The following is a 12,767-nucleotide window of genomic DNA, read 5'->3' as shown; positions in this document are numbered from 1 at the left end:
CCGTTCGACCGCTGTCAGGACACGTGGATGCCAAGGTCCACTTGAAGGGACATTACCTGACGAAGGGCTTCCTGCGACCGAGCAACGCCGTACCAACACGCAGGTGTGTCGCGCCGTTGGCAATGGCCTGGGACAGGTCCCCGCTCATCCCTGCCGAGACGACGACGGCCTCGGGGTGGGCCTCGCGGACGGAGTGCGCGATCTCCCGCAGCCGGGCGAACGCCCTGCCGGGGTCCTGGCCGAGGGGGGCGACCGCCATCACCCCGCCGAGCGCGAGTCCTCCGGCACCGGCGACGGCGTCCGCCAGCGCCTCGACCTCCTCGGGCCGCGCGCCGCCCCTGGCCGGGTCCCCGTCCAGGGCCACCTGCACCAGGCAGGTGATCCGGCGTCCCGCCGCGAGCGCCTCCCGGTTGAGCGCGGTGACCAGGCGCGGGCGGTCGACCGAGTGGACGACGTCGGCGTAGCCGACCACCGAGCGGGCCTTGTTGGTCTGCAGCTGGCCGATGAAGTGCCAGCGCAGGTCCAGGCCGGCGCAGTCGCGCGCCTTGGCCGAGGCCTCCTGGTCGCGGTTCTCCCCCACGTCGGTGATGCCGAGCCCGGCCAGCAGCCGCACGTCGGAGGCGGGGTAGGTCTTGCTCACCGCGACGAGCGTCAGCTCCTCGCGGTGACGTCCGGCCGCCCGGCAGGCCTCGGCGATCTCCGCCTCGACCCGGGCCAGGCCGGCCGCGATCTCGTCACGTCGTGTCGCCTGCGCCGCGTCCGCGCCGGCCGGCCGGTCCGCGGAGCCGTCCCCGTCGGCTCCCGCCGGCGCGGCGGGGCGCTCGTCCCCCGTTCCCGGGGTGACCGATCTCACTTGAGGAAGTCGGGGACGTCCAGCTCCTCCTCCTGCTCCTCGAAGATCACTGGTCGGCGCCGGGCCGGGTCCGGGACCCGCGCGGAGATCGGCGTGGGCTGTGACGGCTCGGGGGCGGGACGCGGGATCGACAGCGGCGGGGTGTGCGGCTCCTCCCCGCGGTGCGGCTCGCCGCCCTCGGACGGGGAGGACGCGGGCTGGACCGGGTGGATCTGCTGGGCGGGCTGCTCCACGGGCGCGGGCTGCGGGGTGGCGACCGGCCGCACCGACGGGGGCGGGGCGTGCTCCACCCTGGGCTCGGGCCTGGCCTCGTGGCGGCCCTCGTGCCGCGGCTCGTGCCGGAGCTCGGAGCGCGGCTCGTTCTTGACCGTGGGGGCCAGCGGCCGGACCGGGGCGGCCTGCGGTGCCGGGGCGGGACGCGTGGCCTGCTGGGGACGCGCGGCCGGCTGCGCGAGCTGCTTGGGCGCGGGCTCGGGCTCGTCGAACCCGGCGGCGATCACGGTGACGCGCACCTCGTCGCCGAGGGCGTCGTCGATGACCGTACCGAAGATGATGTTGGCGTCCGGAGCCGCGGCGGTGGAGACGAGCTGGGCCGCCTCGTTGATCTCGAACAGGCCGAGGTCGGAACCACCGGCGATGGACAGCAGCACGCCGTGCGCGCCGTCGATGCTGGCCTCCAGCAGCGGGCTGGACACGGCCATCTCGGCCGCGGCGACCGAGCGGTCGTCGCCGCGCGCGTGACCGATGCCCATCAGGGCCGAACCGGCCCCGGACATGACGGACTTCACGTCGGCGAAGTCGAGGTTGATCAGGCCGGGGGTGGTGATCAGGTCGGTGATGCCCTGGACACCGGAGAGCAGCACCTGGTCGGCCGCCTTGAAGGCGTCCAGCACGCTCACCTGCCGGTCGGAGATCGACAGCAGCCGGTCGTTCGGGATCACGATGAGGGTGTCGACCTCCTCGCGGAGGGTCTCGATCCCGGCGTCGGCCTGCATCGCCCTGCGCCGGCCCTCGAAGCTGAAGGGCCGGGTCACCACGCCGATGGTCAGCGCGCCCAGCGTGCGGGCGATGTTGGCCACCACGGGGGCGCCGCCGGTGCCGGTGCCGCCGCCCTCACCGGCGGTGACGAAGACCATGTCGGCACCCTTGAGGACCTCTTCGATCTCCTCGCGGTGGTCCTCGGCCGCCTTGCGCCCGACCTCGGGGTTCGCCCCCGCGCCGAGGCCGCGGGTGAGCTCCCGCCCGACGTCGAGCTTGACGTCGGCGTCACTCATCAGCAGCGCCTGGGCGTCGGTATTGATGGCGATGAACTCGACGCCCTTGAGTCCCTCCTCGATCATCCGGTTGACGGCGTTGACTCCGCCTCCGCCGATTCCTACAACCTTGATGACCGCGAGGTAGTTCTGCGGTGCTGCCACGACGAGGGGCCTTTCCGCTCGTTGACTTGCAATTTCATGCGGCACGGGGCCCGTGCCGTCGTTTTTGAAACCCTCACCCTCAAGTTGAGATTTAGCTTTATGTCAACCTGAGGAGTGATACGGACAGTAGGAGTTGCGCTCCTGGCGGGTCAACTAACCGCGCCGCAAGCACGTCCAGCGTGTCGCGGGCCGTCCTTTTCCGGGAAGGCCCGCCCTTCGATGAGATCACTTGACGGTCACCACGTCAGGCGAACTGACGTCATAGCTGTCGGCCCGGCGTTCGAGCAGCGTAACAAGGATGCGCGCCTTGTCGGCGGGACGGTCGCCGCCGCCCCAGACGACCGAGCGGCCGTCCTTGAGGCGGAGCGAGACCGTCTCCGCCGAGGGGGCGAGCACCTCCGCGACCCGGCGCGCCAGATCGTCCGGCAGCGCGGTGATGACGGTGAGCGCCGCCGCGGTCGCCGGGTCCCCGGGGCCGGGCCGGGCCACCCGCAGCACGGGCAGGACCGGCGGGGCCACGTCCCTGACCTCGACGACCACCCCGTGCCGGTCCATCAGCGCGGACCGGCCGCCGGCCGGCACCACCGCCACCGGCTCGCGCTCGACGACCTGCACCCGCAGCGTGTCCGGCCAGGTGCGGCTGACCTTCACCGACTCGACCTGCGGGATGGCGCGGATCCTGGAGGTGACCTCGGCCACGTCGACCGTGGCCAGCGGCCTGCCGTCGGCCACCTGCGCCGTCCGCCGGATCTGCTCGTCCGACACGTCCGCGTTGCCCACGACCTCGATCTCCCGCACCCCGAGCACCGGCGAGAAGAACACCAGCCAGGCGGCGATGCCGACGACCGCCACGGTGAGCAGCACCAGGACGCCCGATCTCCACACCCCGTTCATCACCGGTTCATCACCGCCCCTCCGCGGTGGGCCCGAACCCGCCGGCGCGCGTCACCGCGCGGCCAGCTCCGCCACGATCCTGGGCCCCAGCTCGGTCACGTCGCCCGCGCCCATGGTCAGGACGATGTCACCGGGCCGGGCCCGGCCCGCCACCAGGGCGGGCACCCCGTCCCGGTCGGGCGCGTAGGCCACCCGCTCGGCGGGCAGCGTCACCTTGCCCGCCACCAGCGCCCCCGACACCCCCGGCTCGGGGTCCTCGCGGGCGCCGTAGACGTCCAGCACGATGGCCTCGTCGGCCAGGCCGAGCGCGGTGCCGAACTCGTCGGCGAAGAACCTGGTGCGCGAGTACAGGTGCGGCTGGAAGACCGCGATGACCCTGCCGTCGCCGGAGGCGAAGGACGCGACCACGTCCCGGGCCGCGCGCAGGTCGGCGGCGAGCTCGGTCGGGTGGTGGGCGTAGCTGTCGAAGACCGCCACCCCGCCCGCCTCGCCCTTGGCCTCGAAGCGCCGCTTGGCGCCGGTGAAGAGCGCCAGGCCGTCGCGGATCTCCCCGAAGGAGACGCCCAGCTCACCGGCCACCGCGATGGCCGAGGCCGCGTTGAGCGCGTTGTGGCGGCCGGGCACGGCGAGCCTGACCTCACCGTGGCCGCCGAGCCTGAAGCTCAGGCCCAGCCCCTCGGGGGTGATGTCGCTCACCCTCAGGTCGGCCTCCCCGGACTCGCCGTAGGTGACGACCTTCAGGCCGCGGGCGCGGGCGATCGGGATCAGCGCGGCCGAGCCGGGGTCGTCGGCGCAGAGCACCACGGTGGTGCCGACGCGCTCGACGAAGCGGGCGAAACTGTCGTGCACGGCGCGCGGGTCGCCGTAGTTGTCCAGGTGGTCGGGCTCGACGTTGGTCACCACCGCGATGTCGGGGGCCAGCATCAGGAACGACCCGTCGCTCTCGTCGGCCTCGGCGACGAACACCGTGCCCGAGCCCTCGTCGGCACCCAGCCCGGTCGTCACCAGCTGCCCGCCCACGCAGTACGAGGGGTCGGCGCCGCACTTCTGCAGGGCCACGGTGAGCATCGAGGTGGTGGTGGTCTTGCCGTGGGTGCCGGCCAGCGCCACCCCGGTCCTGCCCGCCATCACCGAGGCGAGCGCCGCGGCCCTGGGGATGACCCGCAGGCCCTGGCGGAGCGCCTCGCCCAGCTCGGGGTTGGAGTCGCGGATCGCGGTGGAGACCACGACGGTGTCGACCTGCCTGATGTGCGAGGCGGCGTGGCCGATGTGGATCCTCGCCCCCAGCTCCCGCAGCTCGGTCACCATCTCGGACCCGCGCGCGTCGCTGCCGGAGACCGGCACGCCCCGCTTGAGCAGGATGCGCGCGATCCCGGACATGCCGGAACCGCCGATCCCGATGAAGTGGACCCGCCCCAGGTCGCCGGCCGCGACCGGATCCACCAGCTTGACAAGGCTCATCGGCCGCTCACTCCTCCTCGTACGCCGCGCCGGCGGCCTCGTGTCCCACCCGTTCGCGCCCCTGTCCACCCGTGCCGCGCCGGGTGAGCGCCGCGCCGGATCCGCCGTGCGCCCGCCCGCGCGCTCATCCGGCGGCCCTGCCCTGCGCCGCCACGCGCAGCACCCGGTGCGCCAGCGCCACGTCGGCGTCCTTCCTGCCCATCCTGGAGGCCGCCTCCGACATGCCGACGACCCGCTCGGGGTCGCGCAGGACGGGCAGCACGTTGTGCACGATCCACTCCGGCGACAGCTCGGCGTCGTCGACCATCATGCCTCCGCCGCCCTGCACGATCGGCGTGGCGTTGAGCCGCTGCTCGCCGTTGCCGTGCGGCAGCGGGACGTACACCGCCGGCAGGCCCACCGCGGTCAGCTCGGCGCAGGTCATGGCGCCGCTGCGGCACAGGACGAAGTCGGCCGCGGCGTAGGCCAGGTCCATCCGGTCGACGTACTGCAGCACGACGTACTGCGGGTCGCCCGGGGGTGGCGGCTCCTGTTCCAGGGTGTTCTTCGGCCCGATGACGTGCAGCACCTGCACGCCGGCGCGGCGCAGCGCGGGGGCGGCGGCCAGGGCCGCCCGGTTGAGCGAGCGGGCCCCCTGGGAGCCGCCGGTGACCAGCAGCGTCGGCAGGTCGGCCTCCAGGCCGAACCAGGAGCGCGCCTTGTCGCCCATGGAGAGCCGGTCCAGGTCGGCGATCTCGCGGCGCAGCGGGATGCCGACGTACTCGGCGTTGCTCAGCGGGGTGTCCGGGTGCCCGGTGAAGACGTGCTCGGTCAGGCGCGCGCCCAGCCGGTTGGCCAGGCCGGGACGCGGGTTGGCCTCGTGCACCACGATCGGCACGCCGCGCCGGCGCGCCCCCAGGTAGGCCGGGGTCGCCACGTAGCCGCCGAAGCCGACCAGCACGTCGGCCCGGACGCGGTCCATGATGGCGGCGGCCGCGTTGACGGCGCCCGCCAGGCGGCCCGGCACGCTCAGCAGCTGGGGTGTCAGGGCGCGCGGCAGCGGCACCGCGGGCACCAGCTCCAGCTCGTACCCCCTGGCCGGCACCAGCCGGGTCTCCAGGCCGCGCTCGGTGCCGAGGCAGGTGATGGCGATGTCGGGGTCGAGTCTGCGCAGCGCGTCGGCCAGGGCCAGCGCCGGTTCGATGTGACCGGCCGTCCCGCCACCGGCGAGGACCACCCTCATTTCGGTCCTTTCGCTCATCGTCGTCCGCGGACCGGCCATCGTCTCCGGGCCGGACCACCCAGGCCAAGCCAGCTTAGGCCCCGCGCCACCGGTCCGGGGCCATGGGCGGCGAGCGCCTCGCGGGCGCCGGGTTCGTGCTTGGCGAACGACAGCAGCATGCCGAGCGCGGCCAGGGTGGGCAGCAGCGCCGACCCCCCGTAGGAGACCAGCGGCAGCGGGATGCCGGTGATGGGCAGCACGCCGATGACCGCGCCGATGTTGACGATGGCCTGGCCGACGATCCAGGCGACCGTGGCGACGGAGGCGAGCCGGACGAACGGGTCCTTGACCCGGGTGGCGACCCGCAGCCCGGCGTAGCCGAGCAGCCCGAACAGCGCGATCACGACGAGCGTGCCCATCAGGCCGAGCTCCTCGCCGAGGATGGAGAAAATGAAGTCGCTCTCGGCGTGCGGGATCCAGCTCCACTTCTGCCGGCTGGAGCCCAGGCCGAGGCCGAACCAGCCACCGCTGCCGATGGCGATCTGCCCCTGTACGGCCTGGAAGCCCGATCCCTGGGCGTTGCCCCACGGGTCGAGCCAGCCCGTGACCCGGTCCCAGCGGTAGCCCTCCGTGGTGATCATGACGACGGTCGCGAGCACGGCCATCGCGAGGATGCCGCCGAACAGTCTCAGCGGCGCCCCCACCACCCACAGCAGCGACAGGAAGATCATCATCAGCACCAGGGTGGTGCCCAGGTCGCTGCCCAGCATGACCATGACGGCCAGGATCGCGGTGCCCGGCATCAGCGGGATGAGCAGGCTGCGCCACTCGATCAGGCCGCCCCGCGCCCTGCGGGCCAGCAGGTCGGCCCCCCACAGCATCAGCCCGAGCTTGGCGGGCTCGGACGGCTGCAGGTAGATCGGGCCCAGGTCGATCCAGCGCTGGGCGCCGAGCTGGGAGGTGCCGACGAACAGCACCAGCACCAGGGCGAGCAGGGAGAGCACCATCAGCGGGTACCCGGCGAGCCGGAAGAACCGCAGCGGCAGGTGCGCGCAGATCCACATCAGCGGCAGGCCGAGCGCGGCCGAGATCGACTGCTTGAAGAACCAGTAGAAGGGGTCGCCCACCTCCTGCAGCGCCTCGATGCTGGAGGCCGACAGCACCATCATCAGGCCCAGCACCAGCAGCAGCGCGCTGCACCCCAGGATCAGGTAGTACGAGGTCAGCGGCCGGTCGAGCATCTCGCGCAGGGCCGTCAGGTGCTCGCGGAACCCGTCGGGGCGGCCGGGGACCTTCTCGTGCGCGGTCTTCTCCTGCGCCGCCCTCTCGTGCGCGGTCGCGCTCACGCCCGCGGTCCGCCGTCCGTCCCGGTGCCGGTCCCGGCGAGGCGGTGCACGGCCCTGGCGAACGCCTCCCCTCGGGCGGGGTATCCGGTGAACATGTCCCAGGAGGCACCGGCCGGGGCCAGCAGCACGGTGTCTCCGGGGGCGGCGAGCCTGGCGGCTTCGGTGACGACGCGATCCATGACCCCAGTGTCTTGCCCGGCCACCTCCACCACCGGAACATTCCCGGCGTGTCGCGCCAGAGCCTCGCGAATTCGTCCGCGGTCGACGCCCAGGAGCACCGCTCCGCGGAGCCGGGGCGCGGCCCGGCGCACCAGCTCGCCGACGTCGGCGCCCTTGAGCTGCCCTCCGGCGACCCAGACGACCGAGGGGTAGGCGGCCAGCGACGCGGCGGCCGCGTGCGGGTTGGTGGCCTTGGAGTCGTCCACGTAGTCCACCCCGGCGACCCTGGCCACGTGCGCGATCCGGTGCGGGTCGGGCACGAAGTCCAGCAGGCCGCGCCGGACCGCGTCCGCGGGCACCCCGTAGGCCCTGGCCAGGGCGGCGGCGGCGAGCGCGTTGGCCACGTTGTGCGGCGCGAGCGGGCGGACGTCGCCGAACGAGGCCAGCTCCTCGGCGCCGGTCACCGGGTCGGCGGTGAACGCCCGGTCCACCAGCAGGTCCTCGACCACGCCGAGCTGCCCGGGACGCGGGACGCCCAGGGTGAAGCCCACGCTCCGCACGCCCGGGGGCACCGTCGCCGGGACCGTCGCGGACCCGGGCACCGCCGCGGGCCCGGTCGCGCTCACGGCCGTGCCGGGCGCGGTCAGGTACGGCGCGGCCAGCCTGGTCGCCCACTCGTCGTCGGCGTTGTACACGACCGTCCCGGCCCGGGCGAAGATCTCCCCCTTGACGCGGGCGTACTCCTCCATGGAGCCGTGCCAGTCCAGGTGGTCGGGCGCGACGTTGAGCACCGCGGCAGCCAGCGGGGCGATGCCGGGCGAGCGGTGCAGCTGGAAGCTGGACAGCTCCACCGCCAGCACCTCGCACGGCCCGCCGACGGCCTCCACCACCGGGGTGCCGACGTTGCCGACGGCCAGTGCGCGGTGCCCGGCGGCCAGCAGCATCGAGGTGAGCATCCGGACCGCGGTGGTCTTGCCGTTGGTGCCGGTCAGCGCCAGCCAGGGGGCGGCCCCCTCGGGGCGCAGCCGCCAGGCCAGCTCGACCTCGCCGATCACCTCGATCCCGGCCGCCGCGGCGGCGGCGAGCATCGGGTGGTGCGGGGGCCAGCCGGTGGTGACGATCGTCGTGGTGCCCGGCGGGGGCTCGGCCGGCTCGCCGAAGCGGACCTCGACACCGAGCGCGGCGAGCTCGGCGGCGACCGTCCTGGCCCGCTCGCCGTCCCTGCCCTCCAGGACGACCACCTTCTCGCCCCGGGCGGCCATCACGCGGGCGGCGGCGACGCCCGAGACGCCCAGGCCCGCGACGCAGATCACCGGACGCCCCGCGCCGCGTCCACCGTGACGCCGCCGCTCACCCGGGCGCCGCTCATCCGGGCGCCGTGCGCCGGGTCGCCGTTCTCCGGTACGCCGTTCACAGCTTGGGCATCCATTCCACGTAGAACAGGCCCAGCCCGGCGGCGGCGCACAGGCCGGCGATCAGCCAGAAGCGGACCACGATGGTGGTCTCCGCCCAGCCCGACAACTCGAAGTGGTGCTGCAGCGGGGCCATCCTGAAGACCCGTTTCCCGGTCATCTTGAAGAAGCCCACCTGGATGATCACCGACATGGTGATCAGCACGCACAGGCCGGCGAGGATGATCAGCAGCAGCTGGGTCCGGGTGGTGATGGCCAGACCGGCGACCACGCCGCCCAGGGCCAGCGACCCGGTGTCGCCCATGAAGATCTTCGCGGGCGGGGCGTTCCACCACAGGAAGCCGACCAGCGCGCCGAGCACGGCCGCGGCCACCACGGCCACGTCCAGCGGGTCGCGCACCCAGTAGCAGTTGGGGCCGAGCTGGGTGGTGCAGCTGTTGCGCAGCTGCCAGTTGCCGATCAGCACGTACGAGCCCAGCACCACGCCGGTGGCGCCGCTGGCCAGGCCGTCCAGTCCGTCGGTGAGGTTCACCGCGTTGGAGAAGCCCACGATCATGATCAGCACCCAGATGGTGAACCCGACGATGCCGATCGAGGGGCCGAAGTCCCGCAGGAACGACAGCCGCGTCTCGGCCGGGGTGATCAGGTACTCGTTCGGGAAGCGGGTCACCAGCACCGCGAAGACCGCGCCCACGACGAGCTGGCCCAGCGCCTTGGCACCGCTCCGCAGGCCCAGGCTGCGCTGCTTGTAGATCTTGATGAAGTCGTCGAGGAAGCCGACCGCGCCCAGCCCCGTCATCAGGAACAGCACCAGGACGGCCGAGGCCGTGGGCGGGGTGAGGCTGTACAGGTGGGCGCAGGCGAAGCCGACCAGCGAGGCGATCACGATCACCGTGCCGCCCATGGTGGGGGTGCCGCGCTTGTCGTGGTGGCCCGACGGCCCCTCCTCCCGGATGCTCTGCCCGTAACCGCGCCGGGAGAACAGCCGGATCGCCAGCGGCGTGCCCAGCATGGACAGCACCAGGCTCACCGCGGCCGCGACGAGGATCTCCCTCATCGGCGGTCACCCCCGAGCAGGGCCGCGGCCACCCGTTCCAGGCCGGCCGCGCGCGGTCCCTTGACCAGCACGGCGTCTCCGGGCGCCAGCAGCGTGGCCAGCTCCTCGCCCGCACGGGTCACGTCGGCCGCGTGCGCGACCCGGGTGGCCGCCCCGGTGTCCCGTACGGCGGCCTGGGCGCCCGCCAGCACCGGCTCGGCGTCGGGGCCGACGACCAGCAGGCCGGCCAGGCCCGCGCCACCGGCCAGGCGGCCCAGCTCCTCGTTGAGCGCGTCGCTCTCCTCGCCCAGCTCGCGCAGGGCGGCGACGACGGCGAAGCGGCGCCGTCCGCCCGCGAGCGCGTCCAGCGCCGCGAAGGCCGCGCGCATGGAGTCGGGGTTGGCGTTGTAGGCGTCGTTGACCACGGTCACGCCGTCGGCGCGGTCGGTGACCTCCATCCGCCAGCGGCTGCGCGGCTCGGCCTCCGACAGCTCCTCGGCGATGGTGGCGACCGGCAGCCCGAGCTCGTAGGCGGCCGCGGCGGCGGCCAGCGCGTTCTGCACGGCGTGCTCGCCGTACAGCCGCAGGCCGATCGGGGCGGCGCCGGAGGGGGTGCGCAGCGTGAAGGAGGCGCGGCCCCGGTCGTCGACGGTGACGTTCTCGGCCCGCACGTGCGCGTCCCGCGCCCGGCCGTACCAGGTGACGCGGGCGCGGGTGCGCCCGGCCATCGCGGCCACCAGCGGGTCGTCGGCGTTGAGCACGGCCACGCCGTCTTCGGGCAGCGCCTCGACCAGCTCGCCCTTTGCGCGGGCGATCGCCTCCCTGCTGCCGAAGACGCCCAGGTGCGCGGTGCCGACGTTGAGGACCACGCCGATGCTCGGCGGGGCGATCCGGGCCAGGTGGGCGATGTGCCCGGCGTTCCTGGCGCTGAGCTCCAGCACCAGGTACCGGGTGTCCTCGCCCGCCTTGAGCACGGTCAGCGGGTGGCCGATCTCGTTGTTGAACGACTCGACCGGCGCGACCGTCGGGCCGATCCTGGCGGTGAGGCGGGCCAGCAGGTCCTTGGTGGTGGTCTTGCCCGCCGAGCCGGTGACGCCGACGACCGTGACGGCCGGCAGGTCCGCGCAGACGGCGGTGGCCAGCGAGGCCAGGGCCGCCACGGTGTCGCCGACGACGACGGCGGGGGCGTCGACCGGCCGGGAAGCCAGTACGGCGACCGCGCCCGCCTCGACGGCCCGCGCGGCGAAGTCGTGCCCGTCGGCCCGCTCACCCCTGATCGCGACGAACAGCGCCCCGGGTTCGACGGCGCGGGAGTCGATGACGACCGGGCCGCGCACCACCGCGCGTGGGTCGGCCATGCCCGCGAGGGCCCCCGAGGTGATCTCGGCGATCCTCGCCAGCGGCAACGGGATCATGATGCTTCTTCCCTACTCTCCATACGTGCTTCGGCGCCCGGTGCGGTTCCTGCGCCTGACGATCGCCTCGGCCACGACCTGCCTGTCGTCGAAGGGGAGCACCTGGTCGCCGACGTACTGGCCCTGCTCGTGACCCTTGCCGGCCACGACGACGACGTCCCCGAACCCCGCCCGGCCGACGGCCAGGTCGATGGCCGCGGCACGGTCCGGCTCAATGATCACATGTGCGCGCCCGTCCCGGGGCACACCGAGAACTCCGTCCATCATCTCGGCCAGGATCCGCAGCGGATCCTCGGAGCGGGGGTTGTCGCTGGTGAGAATAGCCACATCTGCGAGCCTTGCGATGGCTTCTCCCATCATTGGGCGTTTACCGCGATCGCGGTCACCCCCGCAGCCGAGCACCATGATGATCCGGCCCTTGGTGATCTCCCGCAGCGAGCACAGCACCGACTCGACCGCGCCCGGCTTGTGCGAGTAGTCCACGATGACCTGGAAGTCCTCGCCACCGGCGACCCGCTCCATCCGGCCGGGAACGCCCGGCAGCGACCCGACGCCGGCCACCGCGGCCCTCAGCGGCACCCCCGCCTCCACCAGCGCGACGATCGCGCCCAGCGCGTTGGCCACGTTGAAGGGACCCGGCAGGTTGATCGACACGGCCTCCTCGACGCCGCCGGGGCCCACCACCCGGAAGACGCCGCCCTCGGGCCCCAGGCTCGCGTCCAGGGCCCTCCAGTCGGCCTCGGGCGATCCCTGGGCCGAGAAGGTGGTCATCGGGATCTCGGCGATGTCCAGCAGCGCGCGCCCGTGGGCGTCGTCGATGTTGACCACCCCCACCCGGCTCATCGCGGCGGTGAACAGCCGGGCCTTGGCCGCGAAGTAGTCGTCGAGGTCGCGGTGGAAGTCCAGGTGGTCCTGGGACAGGTTGGTGAACAGCGCCACGTCGTAGAAGACCCCGTCCACCCGGCCCAGCGCCAGCGCGTGACTGGAGACCTCCATGGCCGCGGCGGTGACGCCCTGCTCGCGCATCAGCGCGAACAGGCCGTGCAGGTCGCTGGCCTCGGGCGTGGTGAGGCCCGGCGGGAAGTGCAGCTCGCCGACGTGGATCTCGACGCCCCCGATCAGGCCCGCCCGGTGCCCCGCGGCCCGCAGCCCGGCCTCCAGCAGGAACCCGGTGGTGGACTTGCCGCTCGTCCCGGTGACCCCGATGACCGTCACGTCGGCGGCGGGGTTGCCGTACACCCAGGCCGAGACCTGCCCGAGCACGGCGCGGGGGTCGGGCACGACGAGCACCGGCAGGCCGGTCGCGACCGCGGCCGCCCGTCCCGCCTCGTCGGTCAGGATCGCGGCGGCACCCGCGGCGAGGGCCTGCGCGGAGAAGTCGGCGCCGTGGGCCGCGGACCCGGGCAGCGCGACGTAGAGGTCTCCGCGGCACACCCGCCGGGAGTCGATGGTGACCCCGCGGACGGCGGCGAGCGGTGCCCGCGACGTGCCCGAGGGCGCGCCGATGAGGCTCGCCAGCCCCGAGAGCGGGCGGGGTGAACTGTTTGAGGGTCGCATGGACGACGGGGGACG

Annotated in this window: 10 protein-coding genes; all 10 read right to left on the bottom strand. The window is 73.7% G+C overall.

Annotation, left to right across the window (positions count from 1 at the left end):
* Positions 1 to 52: 52 nt before the first annotated feature.
* The 10 genes from ACZ6RT_RS13680 to ACZ6RT_RS13635 all read right to left on the bottom strand — a co-directional run bounded on the left by ACZ6RT_RS13680 (position 53) and on the right by ACZ6RT_RS13635 (position 12,752).
* Positions 53 to 730 carry a YggS family pyridoxal phosphate-dependent enzyme gene (locus ACZ6RT_RS13680; protein ID WP_470153818.1) on the bottom strand — a complete coding sequence of 226 codons (678 nt, stop codon included), beginning with the start codon at positions 728 to 730 and terminating at the stop codon, positions 53 to 55.
* A gap of 119 nt (positions 731 to 849) precedes the next feature.
* Positions 850 to 2,271, bottom strand: a complete 1,422-nt coding sequence (ftsZ, locus tag ACZ6RT_RS13675) for a cell division protein FtsZ (RefSeq protein WP_399192167.1) — start codon at positions 2,269 to 2,271, stop codon at positions 850 to 852.
* 225 nt (positions 2,272 to 2,496) lie between these two features.
* Entirely contained in the window at positions 2,497 to 3,165 is a 669-nt protein-coding gene (locus ACZ6RT_RS13670) for a cell division protein FtsQ/DivIB (protein ID WP_399192169.1), read from the bottom strand.
* 51 nt (positions 3,166 to 3,216) lie between these two features.
* Positions 3,217 to 4,626, bottom strand: coding sequence for a UDP-N-acetylmuramate--L-alanine ligase (murC, locus tag ACZ6RT_RS13665; protein WP_470153664.1), 1,410 nt, complete (start codon positions 4,624 to 4,626; stop codon positions 3,217 to 3,219).
* 124 nt (positions 4,627 to 4,750) lie between these two features.
* Positions 4,751 to 5,848, bottom strand: coding sequence for an undecaprenyldiphospho-muramoylpentapeptide beta-N-acetylglucosaminyltransferase (gene murG / locus ACZ6RT_RS13660; RefSeq protein ID WP_399192173.1), 1,098 nt, complete (start codon positions 5,846 to 5,848; stop codon positions 4,751 to 4,753).
* 14 nt (positions 5,849 to 5,862) lie between these two features.
* The gene (gene ftsW / locus ACZ6RT_RS13655; protein ID WP_399192175.1) at positions 5,863 to 7,173 is read right to left on the bottom strand and encodes a putative lipid II flippase FtsW; all 1,311 of its coding nucleotides are present in this window, start codon (positions 7,171 to 7,173) and stop codon (positions 5,863 to 5,865) included.
* Positions 7,170 to 8,594, bottom strand: a complete 1,425-nt coding sequence (locus ACZ6RT_RS13650) for a Mur ligase family protein (RefSeq protein ID WP_399192289.1) — start codon at positions 8,592 to 8,594, stop codon at positions 7,170 to 7,172. The genes ftsW and ACZ6RT_RS13650 overlap by 4 nt, the downstream gene beginning before the upstream one ends.
* A gap of 148 nt (positions 8,595 to 8,742) precedes the next feature.
* Positions 8,743 to 9,801, bottom strand: a complete 1,059-nt coding sequence (gene mraY, locus ACZ6RT_RS13645) for a phospho-N-acetylmuramoyl-pentapeptide-transferase (RefSeq protein WP_344896777.1) — start codon at positions 9,799 to 9,801, stop codon at positions 8,743 to 8,745.
* Positions 9,798 to 11,195, bottom strand: coding sequence for a UDP-N-acetylmuramoyl-tripeptide--D-alanyl-D-alanine ligase (locus ACZ6RT_RS13640; protein ID WP_470153662.1), 1,398 nt, complete (start codon positions 11,193 to 11,195; stop codon positions 9,798 to 9,800). The genes mraY and ACZ6RT_RS13640 overlap by 4 nt, the downstream gene beginning before the upstream one ends.
* Before the next feature lie 12 nt (positions 11,196 to 11,207).
* Positions 11,208 to 12,752 carry a UDP-N-acetylmuramoyl-L-alanyl-D-glutamate--2,6-diaminopimelate ligase gene (locus ACZ6RT_RS13635; RefSeq protein WP_399192179.1) on the bottom strand — a complete coding sequence of 515 codons (1,545 nt, stop codon included), beginning with the start codon at positions 12,750 to 12,752 and terminating at the stop codon, positions 11,208 to 11,210.
* Positions 12,753 to 12,767 lie beyond the last annotated feature (15 nt).

This window comes from Streptosporangium sp. NPDC050148 (assembly GCF_055586505.1).
The sequence above is the reverse complement of the archived record's forward strand: the minus strand, read 5'-3'. Positions and strand labels throughout refer to the sequence as shown.